Annotated in this window: 22 protein-coding genes; 4 read left to right on the top strand and 18 right to left on the bottom strand. The window is 51.7% G+C overall.

What is annotated here, in order from left to right; all coding sequences use genetic code 11:
- Nucleotides 1-2: 2 nt before the first annotated feature.
- The 6 genes from ACLBVC_RS19245 to ACLBVC_RS19270 all read right to left on the bottom strand — a co-directional run bounded on the left by ACLBVC_RS19245 (nucleotide 3) and on the right by ACLBVC_RS19270 (nucleotide 6,100).
- Nucleotides 3-1,013 carry a fimbrial protein gene (locus ACLBVC_RS19245; RefSeq protein WP_410150954.1) on the bottom strand — a complete coding sequence of 337 codons (1,011 nt, stop codon included), beginning with the start codon at nucleotides 1,011-1,013 and terminating at the stop codon, nucleotides 3-5.
- Complete coding sequence (locus tag ACLBVC_RS19250) at nucleotides 1,013-1,534, bottom strand: fimbrial protein (RefSeq protein ID WP_410150955.1); 522 nt, start codon at nucleotides 1,532-1,534, stop codon at nucleotides 1,013-1,015. The genes ACLBVC_RS19245 and ACLBVC_RS19250 overlap by 1 nt, the downstream gene beginning before the upstream one ends.
- Nucleotides 1,525-4,059: a fimbria/pilus outer membrane usher protein gene (locus ACLBVC_RS19255; RefSeq protein ID WP_410150956.1), complete on the bottom strand. Its 2,535-nt coding sequence runs from the start codon at nucleotides 4,057-4,059 to the stop codon at nucleotides 1,525-1,527. Before ACLBVC_RS19255 ends, ACLBVC_RS19250 begins: the two co-directional genes overlap by 10 nt.
- A 59-nt stretch (nucleotides 4,060-4,118) precedes the next feature.
- Nucleotides 4,119-4,799, bottom strand: coding sequence for a fimbrial biogenesis chaperone (locus ACLBVC_RS19260; RefSeq protein WP_410150957.1), 681 nt, complete (start codon nucleotides 4,797-4,799; stop codon nucleotides 4,119-4,121).
- A gap of 68 nt (nucleotides 4,800-4,867) precedes the next feature.
- Nucleotides 4,868-5,368 carry a fimbrial protein gene (locus ACLBVC_RS19265; protein WP_452598899.1) on the bottom strand — a complete coding sequence of 167 codons (501 nt, stop codon included), beginning with the start codon at nucleotides 5,366-5,368 and terminating at the stop codon, nucleotides 4,868-4,870.
- Nucleotides 5,369-5,497: 129 nt separating this feature from the next.
- Entirely contained in the window at nucleotides 5,498-6,100 is a 603-nt protein-coding gene (locus ACLBVC_RS19270; RefSeq protein ID WP_410150959.1) for a helix-turn-helix transcriptional regulator, read from the bottom strand.
- 1,120 nt (nucleotides 6,101-7,220) lie between these two features.
- Between ACLBVC_RS19270 and ACLBVC_RS19275 the strand changes: the two genes are divergently transcribed.
- Both ACLBVC_RS19275 and ACLBVC_RS19280 read left to right on the top strand, forming a co-directional pair.
- Nucleotides 7,221-8,132: a transcriptional regulator gene (locus ACLBVC_RS19275; RefSeq protein ID WP_410150960.1), complete on the top strand. Its 912-nt coding sequence runs from the start codon at nucleotides 7,221-7,223 to the stop codon at nucleotides 8,130-8,132.
- Complete coding sequence (locus tag ACLBVC_RS19280; RefSeq protein WP_410150961.1) at nucleotides 8,133-8,612, top strand: hypothetical protein; 480 nt, start codon at nucleotides 8,133-8,135, stop codon at nucleotides 8,610-8,612.
- A 122-nt stretch (nucleotides 8,613-8,734) separates the two neighbouring features.
- Here the strand turns inward: ACLBVC_RS19280 and ACLBVC_RS19285 are convergent, their stop codons facing one another.
- The 11 genes from ACLBVC_RS19285 to ACLBVC_RS19335 form a co-directional block, all read right to left on the bottom strand.
- Nucleotides 8,735-9,055 (bottom strand): colicin V synthesis protein, encoded by a 321-nt coding sequence (locus tag ACLBVC_RS19285; RefSeq protein WP_410150962.1) that lies wholly within the window; start codon nucleotides 9,053-9,055, stop codon nucleotides 8,735-8,737.
- Nucleotides 9,056-9,221: 166 nt separating this feature from the next.
- Nucleotides 9,222-9,656 (bottom strand): DcrB-related protein, encoded by a 435-nt coding sequence (locus tag ACLBVC_RS19290; protein WP_410150963.1) that lies wholly within the window; start codon nucleotides 9,654-9,656, stop codon nucleotides 9,222-9,224.
- 36 nt (nucleotides 9,657-9,692) lie between these two features.
- Nucleotides 9,693-11,855, bottom strand: coding sequence for a peptidase domain-containing ABC transporter (locus tag ACLBVC_RS19295; protein WP_410150964.1), 2,163 nt, complete (start codon nucleotides 11,853-11,855; stop codon nucleotides 9,693-9,695).
- Nucleotides 11,856-11,880: 25 nt separating this feature from the next.
- Complete coding sequence (locus ACLBVC_RS19300; RefSeq protein WP_410150965.1) at nucleotides 11,881-13,143, bottom strand: HlyD family secretion protein; 1,263 nt, start codon at nucleotides 13,141-13,143, stop codon at nucleotides 11,881-11,883.
- Between the two features lie 15 nt (nucleotides 13,144-13,158).
- Nucleotides 13,159-14,478 (bottom strand): TolC family outer membrane protein, encoded by a 1,320-nt coding sequence (locus ACLBVC_RS19305; RefSeq protein ID WP_410150966.1) that lies wholly within the window; start codon nucleotides 14,476-14,478, stop codon nucleotides 13,159-13,161.
- A gap of 22 nt (nucleotides 14,479-14,500) precedes the next feature.
- Complete coding sequence (locus tag ACLBVC_RS19310; protein WP_410150967.1) at nucleotides 14,501-15,154, bottom strand: helix-turn-helix transcriptional regulator; 654 nt, start codon at nucleotides 15,152-15,154, stop codon at nucleotides 14,501-14,503.
- 94 nt (nucleotides 15,155-15,248) lie between these two features.
- Complete coding sequence (locus tag ACLBVC_RS19315) at nucleotides 15,249-15,962, bottom strand: fimbria/pilus periplasmic chaperone (RefSeq protein ID WP_410150968.1); 714 nt, start codon at nucleotides 15,960-15,962, stop codon at nucleotides 15,249-15,251.
- Complete coding sequence (gene stbD / locus ACLBVC_RS19320; RefSeq protein WP_410150969.1) at nucleotides 15,928-17,271, bottom strand: fimbrial usher protein StbD; 1,344 nt, start codon at nucleotides 17,269-17,271, stop codon at nucleotides 15,928-15,930. The genes ACLBVC_RS19315 and stbD overlap by 35 nt, the downstream gene beginning before the upstream one ends.
- A gap of 20 nt (nucleotides 17,272-17,291) precedes the next feature.
- Nucleotides 17,292-19,880: a fimbrial outer membrane usher protein gene (locus tag ACLBVC_RS19325; protein ID WP_410150970.1), complete on the bottom strand. Its 2,589-nt coding sequence runs from the start codon at nucleotides 19,878-19,880 to the stop codon at nucleotides 17,292-17,294.
- Complete coding sequence (locus tag ACLBVC_RS19330) at nucleotides 19,858-20,583, bottom strand: fimbria/pilus periplasmic chaperone (protein ID WP_410150971.1); 726 nt, start codon at nucleotides 20,581-20,583, stop codon at nucleotides 19,858-19,860. The genes ACLBVC_RS19325 and ACLBVC_RS19330 overlap by 23 nt, the downstream gene beginning before the upstream one ends.
- Nucleotides 20,584-20,702: 119 nt before the next feature.
- Nucleotides 20,703-21,248: a fimbrial protein gene (locus tag ACLBVC_RS19335; protein WP_410150972.1), complete on the bottom strand. Its 546-nt coding sequence runs from the start codon at nucleotides 21,246-21,248 to the stop codon at nucleotides 20,703-20,705.
- Nucleotides 21,249-21,686: 438 nt separating this feature from the next.
- On the opposite strand from ACLBVC_RS19335, the gene ACLBVC_RS19340 reads away from it, so the two are divergent.
- Nucleotides 21,687-22,709, top strand: a complete 1,023-nt coding sequence (locus ACLBVC_RS19340) for a GlxA family transcriptional regulator (RefSeq protein ID WP_410150973.1) — start codon at nucleotides 21,687-21,689, stop codon at nucleotides 22,707-22,709.
- Here ACLBVC_RS19340 and ACLBVC_RS19345 read toward each other — a convergent pair.
- Complete coding sequence (locus ACLBVC_RS19345; protein WP_410150974.1) at nucleotides 22,706-24,304, bottom strand: methyl-accepting chemotaxis protein; 1,599 nt, start codon at nucleotides 24,302-24,304, stop codon at nucleotides 22,706-22,708. The genes ACLBVC_RS19340 and ACLBVC_RS19345 overlap by 4 nt on opposite strands.
- Before the next feature lie 566 nt (nucleotides 24,305-24,870).
- On the opposite strand from ACLBVC_RS19345, the gene ACLBVC_RS19350 reads away from it, so the two are divergent.
- A complete protein-coding gene (locus ACLBVC_RS19350; protein ID WP_410150975.1) occupies nucleotides 24,871-26,037 on the top strand; it encodes a M20 aminoacylase family protein in 1,167 nt (388 codons plus the stop codon).
- Nucleotides 26,038-26,051: the final 14 nt, after the last annotated feature.

The following is a 26,051-nucleotide window of genomic DNA, read 5'->3' on the forward strand; positions in this document are numbered from 1 at the left end:
ACTTACTGATAAGAAAACGTTATTCCGGCCAGTGCATTAGCGGTGCCTGGAACGACATCCCCCATGCGGATATAGCGCGCCTGAAAGGGAAGAGACAGCGTCTGCGCCGTACTCGTGGTCTGAATAAAGAACTGATTCAGTGTGCCGGATGCAGAGCTATCCTTACCGAGAGTGACCGGCGTACCGTTATACAGAAACTGCACGCCAATTCCGGAGGCGGTGGAATCCGCCGTCAGCGATACCGCCGAAGTGAAATTTGACGGGTGCGTCTGATCGCTGACCGTCGCGTTGACGGAAACCTGCTGGTCGCACGACAGCGAAATGTTGAAACCGCCCGACGGCGATGTGCTGCCCACCGTGGGCAGTGAACGAACATCTACCGCGCCGAGATCGACATTGGCGGTTTTCGTTAGCACGGTGCAGCCGGTGGCGCTGACCGTAATCGTCGTCGGATTAATGATCACTTTTGCCGTGACGGTTTCGTTATTTTTGACCGTCAGCAGTGCCGCGTTCAATGTTTTGGTGGTGTAAACACCGGTCGCCAGCGTCTGGCTGGTTTTCACGAACGTGACTTTTGCCGACCAGCCTAACTTCGTGGCATAACCACTGGTGCCCGCAGCCGGATAAGTCTGCGTCTGCGCGCTTTGCAATGGCATATAGGTGGTGCCGTTGTAGTCTTTCAGGCCGAGAATAAAGCCCACGCCCTGCACGCCGGTTTCGAAAACGGTGTAGTTTGCACCATCGACCGCCACGGTCATGCCGGTGGAAATCATGCCGCTGCCAGGCTCCATAGTGCCGGTCTTACAGGTCCACACCAGCCCGCACCAGACCACTTCATCGACGCTGGCCGTCGCGCTCCAGGTCGAGCCAATAATTTTACCCGGTACGACGGAATCCGCCGGGCCGGAGAAGCTCATCGGTTGTGGCGAGAGTGTGATGTCAGATGTCCAGCTTGCGGCTAAAACGCCAGTCGCCGAACACATCCATACAAGCGAAATCAGAAATAAACGCATTATTGGTACTCCATTACCCAGGTTGCCACGGCAGAAACACTGCCGGGATTGACGGTTTCACCGTTTGCCACCAGACGTGCGAAAAACTTCATTTGCACCGTCTCCGCGCCCGCACTCCCGTAGGCTTCGGTAGACGTGCCAAGTGGAATAGCGGTGCTGCGGTTATCCAGTAACTGCACGGCCACGCCGGTCGCGCCGTTGTCTTCGGTTTTTAAAAACTCCGGATTGCCCGGATCTGGCGTACCGGTAAACGAGATTTTGACGCCGGAGAACGTCGGGCCACAGTCTTCCAGATTGATGGAAAACGGCGTTTTGACGTTGCTGACTGCGCCGTCCGCACCGAACTGGCGCGTCGCCACCGTGCCCAGCGGTACCGTGATTTCCTTTGAATCCGCCGACACCGTGCAGGTGTTGCCGTAAATCGAACCGGTCACCGACACCAGCACATCGTAGGCGCTGACCGGCGTGGAAATCAGCCCGACCAGCATGGCGAATCCGGCGAAACGTAACATTACTGGCATATCACCTCCTGTGAATAAAGGCCGGTCTGTGCATTGTAATCACGCTTGTTCAGCTGATATTTCGCCGTACAGGATTTGCCGTTGCCGGTTCCCCAGACGGCTCTCACTGAACCGCTTTCCGGCAAACCGGACAAATACAGGCTGCCGTTATCGCCGACGATACTGCTGCTGTCGTTTTTGGCATCCAGCAGCGAAACCACAGTGCCGAAAGGCAAAACGCCGTTTTTGTTGCGGATCACCAGCATGGCTTTCAGGCCTACGCGGGTCGGAATGGTCGCCCGGACCAGCGCGCCTTCGGTCGGTGTCGCATTGATCACCGCGTTATCCAGTTCGACGTCATTGCCCGTCGTTGTCACATCCAGCTCCACGCGGTTAACGCGGTAAGGCGTGGCGTAAGGGATGACCGCATAACCGCGGCTGTCGGTTGTAATCCCTTTGTGATTGCGAATCGCGACATTTGCCGCGCCGGGCGCTTTCACCAGAATATTGGTGTTACCCAGCGGCTGGCTGAGCGTCAGGCCATTTTCATGCAATACCGCGCCGCCGCTCATGCCGTAACTCAGATTGCGCGAGTTGCCGGAGTAGCTGTAACCGAGGTTGTAATCGCCCCATTGCCCCTGATATTGCAGCGCGGTATCGCCGCCGTATTGCTGCTGTTTGCTGTAACGCTGGTTCACGCTGTAATACAAATTGTCTTTACCCGGCACATAACCGCTCAAGCCTACGCTGTTGGTCGCGCCGCCGGAGTCAGACTGCGTGGCGCTGTAGCGTGCCCGCGTTGAGAGTGCCGGATTGCCCAGCGGCACCGACAATGACAGCGACACAATGTTGTCTTTCTGATTGTCGTAAAGGCTGGTGCTGCGCTGGAAATTCACCCCGACCGAGACGTTTTTGAACGTATTGTTCCAGGAGAACTGAATGCCCTGCGTCGATTTCTGCGTGTTCCAGTACGTCTGCTGATCCCACGACAGTGAAACGGATCCCAGATTTTCCATCGGCTGCGACAACATCAGCTGATTTTTGGATTTACGCGACATTCTCAGGTCGTACACGTTTTCGTAACTGGTAGTGATTGTGCCGTCGCTTTCCGTCACCTGCGTCGATGTCCCGCCGTTCATGCCTTTGTAGGTCGTATCGCTGAGGGTATAAAACCCTTCGGTCGAGAAGCGCCATGAGTAGAAATTCAGGCGTGTGCCGACGTCGTTAATCAGTTTGCTGTAACGCAGACGCACGGAATCCCCGTTGTAACTGTTGCCGTCCGCCAGCGTGCTGCGGGCGTGGATCAGATCCAGTGAGTACGCGCCGAAACTGCCCATGTTCTGCCCGACGCCCAGCGCCACGCCGGTATAATCTTGCGATAACTGCGTGCCGCCGTAGAATGTCAGGCCATATTTCCAGCCCCAGAACATCTCGCCCTGCATAAACGCCGGTGATCCCTGACTGGACGTCGGGCGGAATTTCCCGGCACCCAGCGAGTACTTAAACTGCCCGGCGCGCACCAGATTTGGCACGCTGGCAAACGGCACGGAATACTGTGTTTTGCTGCCGTCGTTTTCGGTGATAGTGACTGACAGATCGCCGCCTGAGGCCGTCGGGTATAAATCTTTTAAAACAAACTCCCCGGCTGATACCGACGTCTGATAAATGATGTTGCCGTTCTGGCGCACCGTAACCGTTGCATTGCTGCGTGCAATCCCGCGGATTTCCGGCGCGTAACCACTCAGGCTGGCGGGCAGCATATTGTCGTCAGTGCTGAGCGCCACACCACGCAGGCTGACGGAATCAAAGATCTGCGCCGACGTGTAGGTTTCGCCCGCATAAAATTGCGCGCGCAGGGCAGGCAAGTCGCGCTGCAACCAGGTTTGTACGTGCGTCAGCTCGTTGTTTTCTTTGGTCCAGGTGGTGAAATCACGCAGACGCCACGCCCCCAGATTGAGGCCGCTGTTCAGGCTGGCAAACAGCTGCTCGCGGTCGGCGCTGCTTTCGCCCTGATACTGGTTATTGGCACCGTTCACCACGTAATTAAACCAGGCCGACGTAATCCCCGGTTCCCAGCTTTGCGGGCTGACATAGCCGCGCGGTAAATTCAGCATGAAACGCTGCGGAACGGAGACATTCACGGTCAGCGTTTTCTGGTCGAAATCAATCTGCGTTCCCGGAAAATAATGATTCAGGAAATAACATTTTTGCGTCAGCGGCAGGGCTTTGCCCTGAGCCTGCACGGCATCAATGCCCATCGCGTCAATTTGTTCCGGCGTTAAGCAGGGCGCTGGCGCGGACTTCGCATTCTCTTTATCGACATTAAAAGTAATATTGCCGGTGAATGCATAATTGTTATTAACGTAAACATTAATATTGTATTCACCCGGAGGTAATTCACCTCCCGCATTTACCCAGGAAAGATCGGCAATATTAGATCCTTCACCATTAAGAAATGCCGGATTAAATTGCAAATCGTTTTCTGCGCACACAGCACTTCCCATCAGGTTTAAAGAAACCAGGGCACAAACGATTTTAACCTTCACGATATTACGCCTTACTTTATATTTTTTCGGCTTCCGCTGCCGGTGACTTTACTCGAAACTTATTTCACCAGCGGATAGCTCATCGCCGGTGTCCAGGCCCCGAAATCATTGATGGTCTGGTAGCTGAAATCATGGGCGCTGGCAAAAGACTCTTCCAGCGTGACGCTGCCTTTCGGCGGGATCATTACCGGGTTTACGGCTTTACCGTCCACGGTTAAATTCACGGTGGTGAGGTAATAAGGTGTCGGGTTATTGAGCTTTATTTTCCCCTGACGGAATTCTCCCCGGACACGTTTCCAGGCTTCATTCACATTTTCATTCAGCCCTTCAGGGCGGTAAAACACTTTAATCCGGTTCGCCGAAGCAAACTGTAAGGTATTTCCGGTGGCGTGCTTTCCATCCTGTGGAATCGCTTTGACGGTCAGCCAGTAAAGCGTTTCGCGATCTGCCGGCAATTGTTTGCCGTTAAAAATGACTTTTACGACGCTTTCGGTTGACGCTTTTAAAACATATAACGGCGGCGTAATAACAAAATCATTTGTCCGGTTGCCGGATTCATTTTCTACCCATGACTGAATAAGAAATGGCGAATCCTTGCTGGTATTTCTGACATCCATTGACGACTGTTTGGCGGCGGCGGAATACACCATCCGCGTTGCGCCTAATCCTACGCCCCCGGCATAAACGGCTGACGACGTGAGTGAAGCGGCCAGTACGACATAAGAAGCTAACTTGTGCATAGCAATTCCCTTTTGCGGTGAATCAGGTCCGGCCATCCGGCCGGACCGCGGTAATGACAGACTAAAAATTACAGATAGGTCAGCGTGTAAGTCGCAACGGCGCTTGCGTCACCGGCGGTTGCCGTCCCTTTCGGCGAATAGTATTTCGCGCTGAAGTTCAGGGTGTTCTCGCCGTTACGCAGGGCCGTTGCGCTTGAGGCTTCGCCCAGGTTTACCACGGTGCCTTTTTCGTCATAAAGACGGATGGCAACGTTTTGCGCCGTGCCGGTGCCGCCGTTAGAACCCGCCGCCAGGCTTGAGCTGTCGTTGGCGTCAGCGGTACCGGTGAAGGTCACGGCTGCGGTGGTGGAAACGGTGCTGTCGCAATCTTCCAGCACGATAGAGAAGCTTTTTGAAGTGCTGGCTACGCTGCCCGCGGTGGCCAGAGAGGCGGTACGCACCTGACCCATATCGACGTCAATGTTGGCACTGTTGCTGCCCAGCGCACAGGCGGCGGTCACGACGCTGCCGTTGAAGTTAACTGTGCCGCCGTCGACGACAACCGGAACCGGGGTTTCATCGACTGCCATGGCCTGACCGGCGAAAACCAGCGTGGCCGCGATCAGTGATTTAGCGATTAATGATTTAGTGGCTTGTAATTTCATCTTAAAATTTCCATTTTTAATTTATTGCTAAGTGTTGCTCTTAATACGGCAGAATTAACTGGTTAGAAAAATCAGCAGATCTGTCTTATTCCTGAGCCCGAGTTTTCTTGTCGCCGAGCTTTTTAATGCACTGACCCGACGATAAGAGAGTTTTTCCGTTGCCGCGATGCGGCGTAAGTCCTGCCCGTTTCTTAATTCTTTCAATACTTTCCACTCAATAGGCGTCAGAGATAACGCAGCAGGTTTAGAACTTGGCCGGTAACGTGAATCCACCAGTTTCATAATGTTTGCATGCCAGTTATACATCGGCTCTTTCATTGAAATAAAAGCATCGACATCTCCGCGCACCCATAACAATGAACTGGTATGTACCGAGTACATGCAAATAACCATATGCGGATGATTAAGTTTGATTTTGTTAATAAACTTTAATGTGTCGAAGCCAGCGTTACATTTTTCAGGTTCCGAGAGAAATACGAGATCTATCCGTGTTTTTTCTAAAACCATATCAAGAACTTGATAATCACGAACAGAGGCTTTTATCCTTAATTTAGAACCCATGATTTGCAATAAGGAGGCTATTCCCTGCCGGGCATAGTGGTCGTCTCCCATTAATGCAATATCCGTGATTCCCCCGGGTTCAAATATGCTTTCCATAATATCCCCTCGATTGGTAATGCTAATGTAATATGTTTTAATAAACGATCAACAACATGATTAATCTGGCTGAAAATAGGATTTATTCACTTATGATAGGTGATTTTTCGGAATGATCTTCTGAATAAATCTCACCTTCTGTTAATTTTTGGATTCTCTGTCTTTGGATAAAGTGTGAGATTGCAGTAAAAATCACCATTCCGCGTTAAAATTGTTCAGAGTTATCCGTAGAAATATCCTAGTAATGACCCTTGAGTCTGAGATCTTCCTATTTAGAGGTATTCCTTTTTAATGCAGGTGGCGCCTGCTAAATGCTCCCTTTGTTATGCTTTCTTTCCCTTTCTGGTATAAGAATAATCATACAGAATAATCTTAAGTGTACTGTGCAGTTTATTAATGATTTGTAAAAACCCGAAAGCGGTTTGTCAAATAACCCGCGTCCTTACTGACTAAACCTCACAAAATGCACGAAATCTTTGCTTTTTTACCGGGCGGAAAACAAGCGTTATGATGAGTGTTTTAATGGCTTAGGCCTTATTATTACTGGGTTCTTCTCTTTGCCGCTTTAATAACGGGCATAACAGCACGGACATCCGTGTCTGTCGCGTTCAAGGGTCCCATATGTCAGGGTTTGTAAATGTCAAGATGCGGGCTTCGGGCTTTTATCGCGAAGGGATAACGTTAAAAAATGCTTAATTATCGCTTTTAGTATTTTTCATAGGGAATAACGTCTGATGTTTTTAAACGGATGTGCTTCATAAAGCATTCAGACGGTTATGCTTAACTTCATAAAAAATCACACCTTATGAAAAGGTCTGTGGACTGTTATGCGTCAATATAACCTCCCTTTAATGAAAGAGCCGTAATGGAAGATATTAATATTGCTTAATCAGGTTAAGAGCATGCAGGGCTGGCTAACATGAAAAATGAGACAAATCGCCAGTAGCGGCGATATACATTATTTATTTTATGCGTCAAATTACGCCTGAGTGAGTTCTTCTCATTTCTGCTTATCAGACTTTACGGTTAATTAAGGGACAGGGCGTTAATGCGCCGGCTATTTACCAATGGAGCCCCTGTGGATCGCCCAGGGAGCACCCACGGAGTTTTACCCATACGTATGCATAATCATTACATTATTAACGGTGTTGTTGAATTTCACCCCGCTACCAGCACGTTGCGTGATCTCAATGATCCGGACCATGTCGTCGTATTAAATTCCCCGGCAGGGCGTTGTTTGCTGTTATTGATTGAAAGAACCGGAACCATTGTCCCTCAGCACGAATTTCTGGATATCGTTTGGGCAAAGCGGGGAATGCTGGTGTCTTCTAATACCTTTTATCAGAACATTTCTATTCTGCGGAAAGGGTTAAAAAAGATTGGCCTGCCCGACGATCCGGTCGTCACTATTCCGCGCATCGGCTTAACGCTGGCCAGCGGCACGCACATCAAAAAACTGACCACAGAACAGCTGGTGGAAGTCAGTCATGAGAATGCGCACTTTATCGATGAGCAGTCGCTGAACCAGGAACTGAGGATCCTTCAGCAGCTGGAAGGCGTACGTGAGAAAGCGTTTCCGGTATCCGGAGAACCGGCAGAGACGCCTGCGCAAGTATCGCCCGAACTGCCATCCGAACTGCCGCCTTTGGCGGTCGCAGAAGCCAAACCGGCCCGCCGTTGTTCACGTCGTCAGTGGATGACCGGCTGTGTCAGCGCCCTGATTGCCGTCCTTATGCTTGGCGCTGCCGTTCTGGCTTTGCGTAGCAATGACGACGGTCAGTTTTTCTCACATTATCACTTTCTGAAAACCACGCAGGGTTGCCACATTTTTCTGTCGGACGGCATCATTTCAGCGGAGGCCCGGGCTAATGCACTGGCACGCAGCAAACAGATCGCCGACGGCTGCAAAAGTTATCCCTGGGTCTACGTGACGCATTTGCCGTTGCTGCCGAGAACGTCGGTTATCCGTTGTGATAAACCGATGACGGAACCGAATACCTGCATTTCTGATTATTTCTTTGAGGATAAATAAATGAAGCTCAACCGTAAAGCCAAAATCCTGTTCTCTGTCGCGGGAGCAGGGGTTGTGGCGGCGATTATTTATTCCTTCTGGCACAGTAACACGTTGGATAATTTCTCCTGCGCTGCCAGTTTGTCGCAGCATTATTCCGGTGACAACGTGGATGTTTCTTTAAGCTATACGGTACGCGGTACGTCAGGAATTATCAGTATTAACGGACGTTCACAAGCGCATCCCGATAAAGTGTTCAACCGCAAAATATCCTTCACGATGCATAAAGAAGGTGACGTCTATTTTATGACGTCAAAAAACAATCTTAAATTTCCGGATGATAATGTAGATGACGCCTGGCTGGGTGAGCATGAACCGAATTTTTTTGTTTATCCGGATAAAAGTATTTATATGCGTATTGATCAGCAGGAAAATAACAACTATCTGTTTATGATTGATACGATCCCCACGTATATATGTAAAAGTATCGAAGAGCCGTAAGGGGCGAATTAGAAAAGAAAAAGGTGCAGAATAATCTGCACCTTAATCATCAGCACACTTGATGGATTTCATCGGGTGTGCCAGGGCTGAAAGTATCAACCAATATGCTAAAACTAATCAGCTTATGCTACGTTGTAAGAACCGCTGCTTGTATTGCTAACCCACTGGGTTACCAGTGATTTAACAGTGTCAGGGTCATCCCAACCCATTACGAAACCTCCAATTGCACCGCCGACCAGGCCCATCAGGCCGCCAGCAATCATCCCTACGCCCTGGCCGATTGCGCCAAAGCCCAGGATACCGCCGCCGTCACCGCCGTGCATACCACCGATGATTGCGCCTTGGCCGCCTGCTGCAAGACCGCCAAAGATAGCGCTGGAAATTGCGCTAAGGAAACCTGCACCAGATACTGCTTCAATTTCCATTACGTTTAATTCACGCATTTATTTCTTCCTTTTTATGTAAATAAAATGTTTTACAAAATCGTGTGAAGATTACTCTAAGCCACGAAAGAACCGGAATGTCCGGCTGTCTTTCGATGGGGGAATTCTGCATTTTATCTATTTTGAAATATATAGAATTACTTCTATTTTTAGTTGGTTTTAAAATTTATTTTTCTGCGGATAATACAAAGTGCGTGACACAATGTCGTAATCTCCAGACTTCGTTTTTCATACTTTCTTCATCAGGGTATACAGAAGTAAAATTAATAATTTCTTTACCGCCGAGGCAGGCTGCAAATGTGACCTGCCAGACTTTCTGCCCGTTGCTGGTAATAAAGGTGAAAATAACCTGAATAGTATCGGCAAATAAATCGCCTTCATTCATTTCATCCATTTTTACAAAACTGAACTGATTAAAAATCTTTTGTGCGTTGTCTAATTGTAATGACATTTGTTGTGCAAAAGTGCGGCCAGCCGGAAGCTGGTCACGATTTATGGTGATCTGCTGTCCCTGACGGAAAGAGACGATGTTGATCGACTGCGTGCGGATTTCTTCTTCAAAATCCAGGGTGCCTTCCAGGCAAATTAAGCGGTTATTCATGATTTCTCCTGATGGATTACGAGGTGCGTTGAGCGCTTAGCCAGCCTCAAGTACTGGTTGTGATGCGTTGACAAGCCGGATGAAATCCGGTTTTGGCACTTCCATTACGCCGTTACGGCTGATCTGGATAATGCGGTCCGCGCTTAAAATGGTTTCCGGGCGGTGCGCGATAATGACGCGCGTCATCGCCATGTGTTTAATCGCCGCATTAATGGCGCTTTCGCGCGCCACATCAAGATGGCTGGTGGCTTCGTCGAGAATGAGAATGCGCGGTTTGCGATACAGAGCCCGCGCCAGAATCACCCGTTGAACCTGCCCGCCGGACAGCGATGACCCCATGTCGCCGACCATGCTGTTGTAGCCCATCGGCATCGCCATAATGTCGTCGTGGATCTGCGCGATACGCGCCACGCGCTCAACGTGATGACGGTCGAGGCTGGCATCAAAGAAGCTGATGTTGTCCATGATAGATCCGGCAAACAGCATGTCGCTTTGCATCACGCTGCCGATAAGATCGCGGTAATGCGTCATGCCCAGCTTTGTGTGATCGACGCCGTTGATACAGATGCTGCCGCTTACCGGTTTCAGTAATCCCAGCAACAGTTTTGCCAGCGTGGTTTTGCCTTGTCCGGAAGGGCCGATAATCGCGATGGATTCCCCCGCATCAATGGCCAGATTAAAACCGGTAAAAATCTCGGCGTCCGTGGCGGAATAGCGGAACGAAAGCTGACGGATATCCAGACACACCGGGCCTTCCTGTTCGGCCAGCGCGATGTTGCTTTCCATATTTTGCTCTTTTTCCGTCAGCACGATGTCCGAAATACGTTCACCGTGTAAGCGCAGCATTTTGAATTCAATCAGCGCGTTGATAAGCCCGGCCGAGCGGGAAATAAACTGGTCAGAAAACGAAACAAAGGCCACCAGCATCCCGCTGGTAAAATTGCCGTCCAGCACCTGTCCGGCGGCCAGCCAGATGAGGACAATCTTGCCGACGCCGGAAATCGTGCCCTGTAACGTGCTGAATCCGATAGACAGTTTTTGTGTCGTAATACCTTTGTTGGTAGATTCCACGGTTTCATTGGTAAAGGTCGAGACGCGCAGATCCTGCTTGTTATTAAGCTTGATCGCCTGCACGCCGCGAATGGATTCCAGCAGTTGTGATTGCGCCTGCGCGGAGGCAAGAAGCTGATCTTCGTTGGCCTGCCGGAACGGTTCAAACGAGATCCAGCGGATTAGCGCATAAAGCAGAAACAGGCCGATGACCACAAACGTCAGATTGGCGTTGTAGGTAAAAATCACGGCCAATGTGACCAGCGCCATTACGCCGTCGAAAATCGACGAGATAAACCGGCCGGTCAGCGTGCTCTGAATATTGGCGATAGAACCAAAGCGCGACAGGATGTCGCCGACGTGCCGCTCCTCAAAATAGCTCAGTGGCAGGCCAAGCAGATGAGCGCATAAATTACCCGACCACTGCACGCTCAGCATGCTGGAAAACCAGGTCGTCACCCAGCTACGTAATGCGCTGATCAGATTCTGGAACAGCGTAATGCTGACAAACGCCACGCCCAGCAACGTCAGCAGATCGCGGTCGGCGGACACCAAAACCTGGTCGATCACCCACTGCATATAAAACGGCGAAATGATGCCGAAAAACTCCAGCGCCAGAGAGAGCAGGGCGACCTGCGCAAACGCGGATCCGATGCCCGACACATTGCGGATCAGGTTGAGCATCGAGATCGACTTTTTCTCGTTCTTCTGCTCAAAGGTTGCAGCCGGATACAGCTCCAGCGCCACGCCGGTGAACGATCTCGACACTTCATCCATCGCCACTTTACGCACGCCGCGCGCCGGATCGTGGATTGTGACGGTGTTTTTGCTGATGCTTTTGAGCACCACAAAATGGTTCATGTCCCAGTGCAGCACGCAGGGCAGGCTGAGTTTATGCAACTCATCGAGCTCCAGCCGTACGGCCCGGCAACCCATTCCCAGATTTTGGGCGAAGGACATCACATCCGTCAGCGTGCTGCCTTTTTGTGATGACGGAAAGCGGTGGCGCAGCGACACCATATCAATCTGGTGGCCGTAGAAACCGGCAATCATACCGACGCACGTCAGCCCGCACTCTGCGGCCTGCGTCTGGCGTAAAACGGGCAACTTATGGCGGAACGACAAATTAAGTTTGTGAAAAAGATCCATGCTCAGTCCGGTTAACTTTTTGAAATTACAGAGAGGTCATCTTGCCCAGCGCGTTAAGCGGCTCAAGAACCCATTCGTAGATGCGGCGTTTATCAACGATAAAGTCAGCGTCCAGCCCGCTGCCGGGGCGCAGGCTGACCTGCTTGCCATAGGCCTGTACTGACTGGTGGTCGATGGCGACTTTGACCTGATAAAGGGATTCCTGAACCTGAGAATCGCCGGTAATGCTGGAGACTTCCTGCGGTGACAGCGCCGATTTGGAGATTTCAGTCACCGTGCCGTACTGCTGACCAAACTTCTGCCAGGGGAAAGATTCGTAGCGCAGCACCACACGCTGGCCGGGACGGATAAACCCGATTGCGCGGCTGCTGAGCATGATCCGCGCCTGCAAGCGGGCGTTGTCCGGCAGGATCATTGCGACCGTTTGCCCGGCGCTGACGATTTGCCCCGGTTTCACCAGCACGGCGCTGACCGTGCCTTTCTCTGGCGCGCGTAAATCAATGGAACGGCGGGACTCGTTTTCCATCATCGACTGAGTGATGTCGGAAAGTTTTTGCTGAAGGTCATTCTTCTGCTGGTAATAAGTAAGCGGTTGCTCACGCAGCTGCTGGCGCGCCTGAGCCAGTTGCTGCCTGACATCGATGCGCTGGCGGGCCACATCCTGCAAACGCACGCTGGCATCCAGCAGATCATTTTGCTGCTGCTCGACCTGCGTATTCGAGGCGTAACCTTCGGCGCGCATGGCGGCCATTTTATCGACCTGCTTTTTGGTCAGCGCGATTTGCTGTGTGCGCTGCTGGTAAATCGTGTCCAGCTCAGCGGACTGCTGTTCCAGCAGGTTGCTTTTTTCCTCCAATGACCGGAGCGTTTCCGCATTGAGCTGCTCAAGATTGGTCAGCTGATTGTTTAAACCCTGCTGCTGGAGATCCAGCTGGCTGGCGATCGCTTCACGCGTCTGACCATAACGGCCGGTGGAGATTTCAGACGAAATGGTGGCGATCTGATCGCCTTTTTTCAGGTTATCGCCTTCGCGAACGGGCAGAGCCATCACCGTTCCGGCGGTCATCGCCGTCATGGTCATCATGCCGCTTTCCGGCGTCAGCACGCCTTTCGCGGTTTCGCGTTTGGTGTAACTGCCGAAAATACAAAAACCAATCAGAACCGCCACCAGCGCACAGACGATGGCAATGATCAGCCAGCGGAACGGCGGGCAATACAGGGCCACCGCGCCCAGCACTTTAGTTTTTTGGGCGTCCAGCGATTCTTTTCGAAATAAGTCGTTATTCATGCTCAAAATCTCCGGTTAGGCCGCGCCACAGTTGAAAATTTGCATTGCGGCGTAATCGAGCGCGCCGGTTGCGGATTTTAATTTAACGATCGACTGAATCAGGCTGTTCTGCGCCTGCGCCAGATCCTGAATCGCCTGGTAATAATCTTTCTCGGCGTTGAATTCGTCGATCAGCGTGCGCTGCCCGATTTCCCGTCCGTAGCGCGTCGACGTCAGACGCTTTTCGGCGGAACTGATCGCCCGCTCATACGCCCTGATCCGCGACTGATCGTTTCTCACGCCCGACGCCGCCTGAATCGCCTGCTGTTCGGCTTTGCGGCGTGCGTTGATCAGCAAATCCTTACTCTGTTCATAGCGGTGAGCGGCTTCGAGACTTTGTGAAATGTGGCTGCCACCGGCAAACAGCGGGATCGACACGTTGACGCCGTAAGTGGTGTTGTCGGTTTTGGACGTGGTGCCGAACAGGTCATCCAGCAGATTGCTGTTTTCCGCCCGGCTCCAGTTCTTGCCATAACCGGCCTGAAAGGTGACGACGGGCATATAGTTGGACGTGGCGGTGGTCATGTCAGCTTCGGTGCCTTTCTGCGTCTGAATGGCGGAAAGTACGTCCAGATTGTTGGCGGTCGCCAGCTGTTTAATCTGCTCAGGATTAATGTCTTGCGTATAGCGCACACAGCTCAGGGTTTGGTCGGAAATCCCCTGCGCGTCGAGGCCCGTCATCTGGCGAAATGTCACGTAGGCATCGTTAAGACTGTTTTCTGACGCCAGCTCATCCGCTACCGCCTTGTCATAGTTGGCCTGCGCTTCCACTTCATCGAGCCGCGTGCCGTCGCCGACTTCCAGCGCTTTTTGGGACTGTTTCAGCTTGGCGTTAAACGCCGCGAGGATCCGCTGATTGGTTTCCAGCACACTGCGCTGATACACCACGTCGTAAAACGCCGATACCACATCGGTGATCAGCTTTTGCTGGGCAATCAGGTAATTCACGTCGGCCAGATCGCTGATCACCAGGCTTTTGCGCCATGTCGCATATTTCGATACATCAAAAATCGGCTGCGTCACATTAAAGCTGTAATTATGGCGTGTGACGCCGGCGGAATACGTCGCATCGGGCTGATCGGTTTTATTCCACGCGCCGTTAAGAGTGACGACCGGCAATAATCCGGCAAATCCCTGATATTTTTTCTGGCTGTCCGCGTCGTGTTCACTACGCGCCGCATTAATTTCGGCGTTATAGGTATTGGCTGCAATAAGGGCTTCCTGCAGCGACAGCGCCCAGGCATTCCCGGTAAGCAATAATCCCCCGGTGAGCGGGATAAGCATTTTTTTAAACATGAAATTCCACAAAGTTTAATAATTAGAAAAATGTGTTCTGGTGTAAAAATCGCAATAATTCACTTTCGCTGGTGATATGCAGTTTATTCATGGCATTGCGCTTCTGGGTCGAGACGGTGCTCATCGCCCGGCATTTTTTCGAGGCAATTTGTGAAAGTGAATATCCCTGATTAATCAGGTTGATGACTTCCCATTCCTTGGTGGTTAGCTCATCCTGTGTCTGCGACAGATGCGCTTTAATGGACTGAGAAATATAGGGTTCCGGATCTGCCGTCATCATGGCATTCATCAGCGCGGTAACCAGTTCATGCGGCGTGTCATGGGAGCTGAGCATAATATCCATGCCCGCACCGGCCATTTTTTTGAGTAAAACCGGCTTCATGTTTTGAGCAAATAACACCGTGGTCGTGTGATTATTTGCACAAAGCACAGACAGCACTTTACGGATTTCAGTTTCGCGGAAATATCCGTCAAACAGGCAGGATGAATTAATCATCACAATGTCGATTTTATTTTCTTTCACCGCATTTAACAGCGATTCCGGTTCCGGAAAATGGTGCAACTGTAAATGACTGACTTTCATTTTCTGTTGAATATACGAAGCAATCAAATCATAGGACATATGATATTGATGGAAGTACGTCATATTAATCGTTGTGAGCGTTGTATTTTTCATAGGCTGCTTCAGGTTCGTCAACGTAATAAACCCTCTGGAACGGGTACGATAAATCCGGGCATCTGCGGGATGCCCGGACGTGACAGCGTTATTGTTATAATTGCCGCTGGTACAACGTTTGTTTCCCGTAATCGTCAATCACCGACCAGCTTATCTGCCGGGTATGATTGCCTGCCGGAACGGGCACGGTGGCGGAAGATTTCGGTGCCACCATCAGCGGCGTCAGCGGTTTATCGCCCAGGCTCAGCCCGCCTAGCGTCTGGTGATAAGGCGTCGGGTTAGTGATCACCAGCGCGCCATCTTGTAGCGCAAACTCCAGCGATTTCCCGATATCTTCACCCGGCACTTTCAGTCCGACGGGGCGCACAAACACTTTCATACGGATACGCAGCGGCAAAATGACTTTCTTATCGTCGGTACTGCTGGCCTGAGAATTCGGCGGGATCTGATAAATATTCAGCCAGTAAATCTGCTCGCGATCAGACGGCATTCCCTGACGGGAAAGCAACATCACGCGCAGGTTGCGCGATCCGCCTGCGTCCAGTTTGAACACCGGCGGCACAACAATTACCGGCGTGCTGATCTTGTCCGGCGGCGTAAGCGGGTTGTTATCGTCACTCCAGACCTGAACCAGCGCCGGTGCCCGTTCTGAATTCACCAGTACCAGCGATTCCGCCATGCTGTCTTCATTAAACACCAGACGGCTTTGCGTGCTGTTAACCACCGCACCGGCAAGGCTGGCGTTGAGCAAAAGCGCCGCCGCCATCAAAGGCTTACTGAAGGCTGACAATAATCTGAGCTTGCGCATTGACTGATCCTGCTGCGGCCTTTAATCCCGGAAGTTGTTCAAGCGATGCCGTGAACGTGCCGCCATACGCTTCTCCGCCGGTCGACGTGGCACCGGTTGCACTGAGTAAGTCTCCAAATCCGTACCAGCCCGCTGTATTGCCGGTGCCGGTGGTGTCTTTCGATGACAGCAAATTCAATGCTGTGCCGGACGGAGAGTACAGACGGATGCCAACGCCGGAAGCTACGCCGCTGGTGCCGTAGTTATCATCAAGCAGATAGCTGATCCCGCCGGAGCTGCTTTTCAGCCCCAGCGTTGACGCCTGACTTAACGCCGTGGGCTGCGTCACCAGGAAACCCATCGCGACCGGCGCATTGGTCGTGCTGGTGGTGGTGCCCGAAATGGCACCAGCGTCGCATTCAATGGAGACGTTAAAGGTGTTTGAACTGCTGTTGCCGTTACGCAAATCACCGGCACCGATGGACGGCAACTGCACCACCTGATCGAAATCGCTGACCTTGCAGGTATTCCCGCGAATGATGGTGGTGGAACCGCCCCTCATGCTCCAGATAGCAGACGTTGCATCAGGAGTCACAGTGGATGCACCAGCAGTTGTGCCGGTAGTCGCGCCCGTATTCACGAAGTTTCCTCTGAGTGCCACAAACCCTTGTGGGTTGACAATTTGCGAGAAGGCATTACGCGTGACGTAAGCCCCGGAGCCGATATCGTCCGTTTTAACCAGTTCGAACATGGCGCTGTCAAAAGAGGAGGCCGGAATGTAAATCATGGAACCGACGGTGATGTAATCATCGCTGGTGAACTTCCGTTCCTGCCATTTACTGGTGTAATACAGGCCGGTTTTCAGGTTCGTAATGCGGTAGGCGATGCCCTGGGCCGGTGTTGCGTAACCGCCGTCCACATCATTGACGGCATAGCCACCGTAAAAATTTCCGTTCCCGGCATTTAACCCGTACATCTCATAGAGCCCGTCGGCATCGGCCAGCGCGCATTTGAAGACAATCTGATTGGCGGAATACGGCACTTTCAGCGCCGTATCGATAAAGTTCAGATTTGCGCTGGCGAGCACGGTGCCCGCCGTCGCCAGTGACTGCGCGCCGGTGCCCATGATGATGGTCCCGAAGGAAATCGACGCCGCCGCCGAGTTCAATACGCCGCCCCAGCTGGTGGCGGTGTAACCCATATCGGCCACCGCCTGCGGGATCGTGGAGGTGGTGGTGCCGATCCCCGTGACTTTGTAACAGATCGCGTGAGCCCACGGCGAGCAGGCCATCAGGGCTGAGGCAATCAGCCCGGTTTTTAACGGAGTCATTGAAAATTTCATGGTGATTCTCACTGTACGCAGGTGCCGTTTAAGAGAATGAAGTTATTGCCGTCGGTTTTGTTCTTAGCCGGAAGCTGATAATTCACACGGCACGATTTATTGCTTCCCCAGCTGATAAACAGCGTGCCGGAAGCGTCCGGAAGACGGGCATAGACCTGACCGCTCTGACCGGCCATCCCGACGCTGTTTCCGTTGCTGTCTTTCACATCCGCACCCATCGGCACCGGCGTGCCGTCCGGCATCATGACCGTGATTAATGCCGGTGTGCCGCCGAGGGTTTTGAAGGCAATCTTTGGCACGGCGCCGAGCACCGGCACCACGCGCACGTTACCGCCTTCCAGCTCAACATCCTGACTCATGGAATTGCCGTCGATGCTGATGGTGTTGTAGCGGTAAGGCGCGAGTGACGGCACGATGGCGTAACCGAAGGTGTCGATTTGTGCGCCCTGTGCGTTGTTGACGCGAGCACCGGTTGCGCCTTTAGCTTCGACCAGCGCAAAAGTGTCGCTGGCGTACGGGCCGTAGGTCACCCCGCCGCCGTGAACGGCCAGCGTTCCGGCCGTGCCGAGGCCGAGCTGATGGTAATCATCGCTGCGGGCATACGAGGCGCGGACCGTCCCCATGCGGGTGCGTTCCTGCACGTTGGTGCCCCAACGGATGTCATGGCTCTTGCCCTCTTCCAGCTCGGTGTATTTGTCGTGATTGGCATACAAGGAATAGGTGAAGTCACTTTCCTGACCTGCGGAGCCGGAAAGGGTGGTCATTGCCGAACGGGTATTTTTGTCTTTCATCATGTCAAACGACACGCTCGAGCGGGAATCGCGCCAGTCCAGAGGTATGGACAGGCCAATGGAAATTACGTTCTCCGTGTATTTCTGATAACGGCTCGAATCGTAATCGGCATCGTTCACGCTGTAGACGTTATCGTTGCTCCAGCTCGAACGCTGGCGGCCGACGTTGATGTTATAGCTGAGCTTCTTCCACATATTATTGTAAGCAAGCTGCAACTCGGTGATGCGAGAACGGTTGTTGTAATAGTCCGTGCTGCTGCCGCTGAGGGCGACGGTGCCGTAGTCACCCATGTTCTGGCTGAGCGTGGCGGTGAAGCGGTTACGTTGTTTCAGCGTGTCGGAATAATAGTTTGTTCCGCCATTTTCCTGACGGCGAACGCCCAGCACGTCTTCGAGGTCGCGGTAACCGGCGGTGGAATAGCGGTATGCGGCCAGCACGATGTTGGTATTGGTTTCAAACGTTTTGCTGTACGACATCTCCGCACGCCAGCCGCTTTTCGACTGATCGTTTTCCACCCGCGCATGAGACCAGGTGGTATTGAGCGATAACGCTCCGAGTTCGGATGCAAACACGCCGCCGACCAGCAATGCCTGATAATCATTGGCAAAGCGCGCGCCGGTGTTGGACGTAATACTGTTATTCACGCCGTACTGGAGCACGCCTTCGGTGAAGGCATTTTGCACCGAGTAATAATTGCGGACTTTACCGGCGGCAAACTGATAACTCAGGTTGCCGGGGCGCATGGAGTTCGGCACGGCGGCGTAAGGCACGACGAAGAACGACGATTTGCCGTCGGCTTCAATCACCTGAACCTGTAAATCCCCCTGACTGCGCGTGTTGTAAAGGTCGTCAATCAGGAACGGGCCGGGTGGCACCTGCGTTTCATAAATGAGATTACCGGCCTGACGGATCATCACGCGCGCATTGGTGCTCGCCACGCCGCGCACTTCCGGCGCGTAACCACGTTTTCCCTGCGCCCACATACGCTGATCGGTGGCCAGCTTCACGCCGTTAAACGACATCGAGCCGAACATTGAACTGTCGGTGTAGGTATCACCGACCATCAGCTCGCTGGAAAGGGAAGGAACCGGGCGCTGCACCCACGTCCGCACGGTGTTCCATTTGTAGTGATCGCCGCTGGTGCTGCTTTCCATATAGCGCAAATTGGCCTGATGGCGGAGTTGCCACATGCCCATATTTGCCCCGGCGTTGATCATGCTCCAGACATAGTTGTAGTGAACGTCGCGCATGATGTTGCGCGTGAAGTTGGTGTTGTGGCGTAAAAATACCAGCGGCGCACCGGCATTCCATTCTGAAATCGGAATGTAATCGCGCGGCTGGCGGTTCAGCAGAATTTGCGGAATTAAAAAATTCAGCGTCAGGGTCGATTGCTGTATTTTCCAGCTGCCCTGTTGCGTGATTTCTGACAAAAAGACGCACTGTTTCTGCGTGCCTTTCAGCGGCTGGGATTTCAGCTGCAACAGCTTCATCAGCTCAACGTCCAGACATGGCTGCGCGCTTTTATCCGTCGCTTTCACTTTGCGGAACTGCACCGGTACCTGACTTTTAATTTTGATGCCGTTGAGGCTGATATCCAGCGTTTGCTGGCCTTCCGGAACACTGATTTGGGTTTCGTTAAATTTATCCAGATCCACGCTTCCTGCGAAATCTGAACCGGCGAGCAAATGGCTGTCGAAACGGTAATCTTCGGCAAACGCAGAATGAGAGAACAATGACGCTTTAATCACACAGGTCAGCACCGCCAGACGGAAGACCCTGTTGTTATTTTTGGATTGGATACTCATGTGTCACTGTTGCTCCATAATCATTAACCAGACCGATTTCTATTCCCTGAACGTCCTTATCGGTGACTTTTCCTGCATTCAGCGCCACATCCGCGGCGGCAAAAGGCGCAATCATTGGCGGCTTATCTTTTGCATTCACCCCTTTCACCGCGACCTTGCCGAGTGAAATATAAAAAGGTGAGGCATTGGTAATGCGGATATTATTGGCGGTGATATTGCTGAAACTCAGATAATCAAAAATCTTCTTATTATTGGCTTTTAAACCGGCCGGGCGATAAAACACCTTCAGCCTGTTTTTCAGCATAATGACCATCTGGTTGCCTTTATCTCCGCCAATATTGGACGGAGGTACTTGCAGGAAATTAAAATAAAAAACGGATTCACGATCCTGGGGTAAGGCTTTTTCACCGGTAAAGAACAGGCGTAATACCTGCCCGTCTTTGGCGGCAATTCTGAATGTGGGTGGTGTGGCGACAAAAGGCGCTTTACCGGTTGTCGGTGTGGAATTCTGATCGCCGCTGTCAAACCAGGCCTGAATAACGTAAGGGAATTCGTCATTATTCCTCAGCTGAACGTCCACTGATTTCGCATCAGAGGGGTAAATAACGCGTGAGCCGGTCATGACGACGCTGGCTGAGGCACTGAATGAAGCGCTCAGTGCGAATACAAATAAGAAAATGCTACGCCATTGAAAGCGGGACATAATATCCACCCGTGAAAATACTGACTGATATTCTGGAAAGGAGTTAACAGGCCATCCGTGGCCTTAATTAATCTGAATAAGGTATTCAGAGAAATAAACATCCCTGATTTTTTAAGGTATTAGTTGTAGCTCACTGCGTATTGCAGAGTGGATTCAACCGCACCCGCGGTTGCTTTACCGGTTGCAATGTATTGTGCGGTGTAGGTAGCGGTTGCAGCAGTTTCACCGGCAGCCAGCGTCAGGTCACCGTCAGCTGTGAACGGAGAGGAGAAGTCGATTGCTGTGGCTTTGGTATCCAGGATCTGGATGTTTACGTTAGTTGCAGCGTCAGTGGTTGCCACGTTGCTCAGGTCGCCAGTGGTCGCAACGCTGCTACCGGCGAAGACGCTGGAAACTTTAGTTGCAGCATCTGCGCTGCCAGTACAACCGGAAACACCGATATCGAAAGTCGCCTGACCGGCAGTCTGACCTGCTGCAGCCAGCGAGCTTGCGTTAACGCTTGGCAGCAGAACCAGAGGTTTTGCGCTGTTACCGTTGATGGTGACAGAACAGGTTTCCGCCGTCACTTCACCCTGGAAAGTGATCGTATTATCGGAAAGGGCGAATGCCTGAGAAGCGAACAGAACAGACATTGCCGTAACAGATAAGAAGGCCAGTTTTTTCATTGCAAAATTCCCTATTTACTTACAGTTGATTAATACGACGGCGACGTTTCATAACGCAGAACGGCGTATTTCCTTTTCATTCTGATGCTGAAATCAACCCTGTATTTAAAATTCAGCCCCATCCTGGGGGCGGCGCTGAAGACTTAAAGACGTGCATGTGAATCTCAAAACAAACACCAGAAATTGATGCAATTAAGCACGAATCGCTCATTTGCCGGGCCATAGTAGAATTCGAATGTAAAGTTATGTTAGTGAAGAAAACTCAGGAAATGTGAAGTGCCGCACTCCGCTTGTGTGATTAACGTTAATTGTTTGGTTTCAAGCGTGAAGATTTGGCGATTAAGAAATCCTGAGGTTTGGCCGCGTTGACGATCTGTTGAGATAAGTGGTTGTTAATTGCTCGTTATAATTCCCAGCCATAAATACGAGGGAAAAATAATGAAAACATCTGCCGCTGTTTCTTCTCCCGCAGGCGAAAAAATTCCTCCCCCCGGGGAGAAATTACATATCGGATTAATTTTATGGCCGGAATTTCCGCTGCTGGCGCTGTCGGGAATGATGGATGCCATGCGTTATGCCGCACATGCCGGAAATAAAAGACAATGCCAGCTGAGTATTATCAGCGCAAAACCGGAGGTGCCGGTGAACAGTAATACCGGCATCAGCGTGAAACCCGGCAGGGCGCATGAATTCCCCGAACATTATGATTACCTCGCCATTATTGGCGGAACGCTGAAATGTTTATCGCACGGACAGGCAGACGATCTTAAATATATCAGACGCGCACATCAGGCCAGTGTGCCGTTGGTCGGGATTGGCACCGGCAGCTTTATTCTGGCAAAAGCCGGTTTGCTTAATGGCCGCCGCGCGTCGGTACATCCGTTTCACAATGAAGAATTCTGCAAAAGATTTCCGGGCGTGTATGCCGAAGAAGGGTTTGATTTTATCGATGAAGGGGACGTCCTGACTTGCCCTGGCGGTATTTCGACGCTCACGCTGGCCACTGAACTGATCCGCCAGCACGCGGGTGAAGAGACGGCGGCAAAAGCCAGCCACCGTTTATCACTGGGTCATGATGATTTTCGTACCGCCGCCGTTTCAAGGCTGGCGAATATCTCCCTGATTTCAGATCCCCGTTTACGGCAGGCGGTGATGCTGATTGAGCAATATCTGGCGCGCCCGCTGAGCACGGCGTGGCTGGCGCATCAGGTCCGGCTCAGCGCACGGCAGTTAACCCGGTTGTTTGATGCTGAACTGGGGAAAAGCCCGCGGGAATTTATCCGCAGCGCCAGACTGCGTTACGCGTGCTGGCTGCTGAATAATACGCAGGAAAGTATTACCGAAATCGCCGTGCGCATGGGGTTCAGCGACTGCGCCCATTTCATCCGTCATTTTCAGAATGAATACGGCTGTACTCCCGGTTTCTGGCGCGGCAAAAATGAGCATCTGAATATTCCTTAACTGACAGTGACTTTCCCAAACCCCGTCAGCAGGGCAGAACGGCTCTCCATTTTTGTCATCTGCCCGCCGTACACGTCGATGGCACTTTTCAGCCGCGTCGCCTGATAGTTCAGCGTTTCAGCCGATTCAGAAGATTGCGCCACCATCCCGGCATTGTCTTGTGTCATGGTTTCAATTTGTGCCAGCGACGTATTAATCAGTGAAAGCGCCGATGTCTGCTCACTGGTGGCGTGACTGATTTCTTTAATCAGCCCCGACATCTGCACCACTTCACCGATAATTTCACTGATCTGCTTACCGGCGCTTTCCACCATGTGGCCGCCGGTTTCAACGCTGTGCATATTCGCTTCGATCAGCGCTTTGATTTCTTTGGCGGCGGTGGCGGAACGCTGTGCCAGCACGCGCACTTCGGCGGCGACCACGGCAAATCCGCGGCCTTCGGTTCCGGCGCGGGCGGCTTCCACGGCGGCATTGAGCGCCAGAATGTTGGTCTGGAAGGCAATGCCGTCAATCACGGAAATAATGTCCACGACCTTGCTGCTGGCCTGCGAAATTGACTGCATCATGCCGATAGTGTCCTGCATGATTTCGCCGCCTTTCTTCGCCACGGATGCGGCGCTGTCCGCCAGTTTGCTGGCCTGAATCACCGTGTCAGCGCTTTGCCCGACGGCACCGGCAATCTCCTCTATCGCCGCAGCCGTTTGCTGAAGATTGGCCGCCGTTTCTTCAGTTCGTGCGCTGAGCGCCGTGCTGTTTTTCGACATCAGATTGCTGATATTTGAAATCCCGCCGACCTGCGTCCCGACATCTTCCACCAGAGAATGCAGATTCAGTCCAAACTGATTCACTGAACGCATCAGTAAACCAATTTCATCGACGCGGTTAAAATGCACGGAATCGGCTTTTTTCCCCGAGACCACTTGCTGCGCCTGACCCAGAATCGTTTTTATCGGATTGCGGATTTGGGTTTGTAAAAAGAGATCAGCCAGCAGTAACAGGATAATCGTGGAAATAGCCACCCATGACTGAGCCATCCCCGTCAGCGGAAATAACAGAGGAAAAATGCCCGCGATAAATAACGGTAAACGTAAACGCCAGCTCACCGGAAGTTTTTGTAATACCGAAAAGAGTGAAAATAAACCGGTACGCACCACCAGACCTTTATAGAATTTCCGGCTTCCGGCATTTTTATCTTTAACTAATTTGTATAATTCTTCTGCGGCTTTAATTTCGTGCTCAGCAGGTTTATTGCGCACGGAAATATATCCCGTCAATTTATCCTGATGATGTACGGGCGTCACGTTGGCACGCACCCAATAGTGGTCGCCATTTTTACGACGGTTCTTCACCAGTCCCGTCCAGCTGTCGCCCTGTTGCAGGGTAAACCACATGTCGGCAAAGGCTTCGACCGGCATGTCCGGGTGGCGGACTATATTGTGTGGTTTGAAGATCAGTTCGTCTTCGGAGAATCCGCTGACATTAATAAACGCGGAGTTCGCATAAATAATCCGGCTGTTGATATCCGTCGTGGACATTAAGGTGGTATCAGGATCTAAACCATATTCATGTTGAGTCACTGGCATGTTTACGCGCATAGAAGAACCTCTGTAACGCTTAAAATTATTATAACTATCGTTATTATGTTGTTACGGCTGTGTATTTTTTATTTCCAGATTATTGTAAGCGTATTCCATGACTAAACGACTATGCCGGTATTTTTTGTTACTGACCAGAAGTATTTAAATTACAAAACTCCGGGTTGCGATGAGAAATAATAATAAAGGTTAATTTTATTGTTGAATTAATATAAATGTAATTTTTATGTGGAAAGAAGGTTTTAATATTGATAGTGATAAAAAACTGCATTAAGGCAAATTTCAGACGGCAGGACAAGGCAATATAACTTAGCGATTCTGAATAACCATTACGGGCAATAAAAGTACGATTTCAGAACGCGCTTTTCATTCAAGCGCAACTGAATGATCCGGCAAGTACTGGGCAAAATCTGAAAATGCGCAAGGCGCGCAATCCGCGTCCTCTGACCAGCGGTGGTGGCCTTATTTGACGTTTAACCCAATCGTTCTGAATGTGATACTTTAAATTAACAATGTGCCCGCGGGTCAGGCCCGCCGCACTGAATTCAGGTCAGCACAGAGGGTTTATGGCGGTCATTTCCGAGCAGATTATTAAACAAGCCAAACAGTTACGCCGTGAACTCCACACCCGGCCAGAGCTGGGTCTGAATGAACATCATACTTCCCAAAAAATCAGTGAACTGCTGCTGTCTTTCGGCCTTGACGTTCACACCGGACTCGCCGGAACCGGTATCGTCGCGACTCTGCGCAACGGCGAAGGGCCGTCAATTGGCCTTCGCGCGGATATCGATGCGCTGCCGATTCAGGAACTCAATGATTTCGAACACGTCTCGCAAAATCCCGGCCTGATGCACGCCTGTGGCCACGATGGTCATACGGCGACGTTACTTGGCGCGGCGCGACATCTCAGTGAAAACCGCCATTTTCATGGCACGGTACATTTCATTTTCCAGCCTGCGGAAGAGAACGCCGGGGGCGGCCAGATGATGGTTAATGAAGGGTTGTTTGAACGTTTCCCGATGCAGGAAGTGTACGCCCTGCATAACTGGCCCGGCCTGCCGGTCGGTGAAGTCGCCGTCAGTCAGGGCGCGATGATGGCGTCGCAGGATAATTTCTACATCACGCTCACCGGCAAAGGCTGCCATGCGGCGATGCCGGAACTGGGCGCAGATCCGGTGGTGGCGGGCGCGCAGTTGATTTTGTCACTGCAAAGTCTGATTTCACGCCGCCTGTCGCCGCTCGAACAAACGGTGATCAGCCTGACGCAGTTACAGGCGGGCGAGGCGATCAACGTAATTCCGGAAACGCTGCACATGTCTGGCACGTTGCGCTGCCAGAGCAATGAAACGCGCATGACCTGCTGGCGGCTGATTGAAGAATACGTCAAAGCCGTGCCGTTGCCGTTTGGCGTCAAAGGCGAAGTCCGCTGGGAATTTGGTTATCCGGTCACGAAAAACCATCCGACGCAGGCAGAAATTGTGCGCGAAGCCGCGGAGAACTCGCCGGGCGTCACAAAAGTTCATTTCAATAATCCGCCGTCGATGGCGGCAGAAGATTTCGCGTATTTGCTCGAGCGATGTCCCGGCGCTTATTTCTGGTTGGGTGCTGACGGCGCAGAACCTTCCGCGTCGCTGCACAACGCCCGTTTCGATTTTAATGATGATCTCATTCCGCTGGGAATAGGCATCTGGGTCACGCTGGTGGAGAGACAGTTGAAGGATATGGCTGGTTAACCAGCTGACTGATA

The sequence above is a fragment of the Rahnella selenatireducens genome (assembly GCF_046449555.1).
Lineage (GTDB): Bacteria > Pseudomonadota > Gammaproteobacteria > Enterobacterales > Enterobacteriaceae > Rahnella > Rahnella selenatireducens.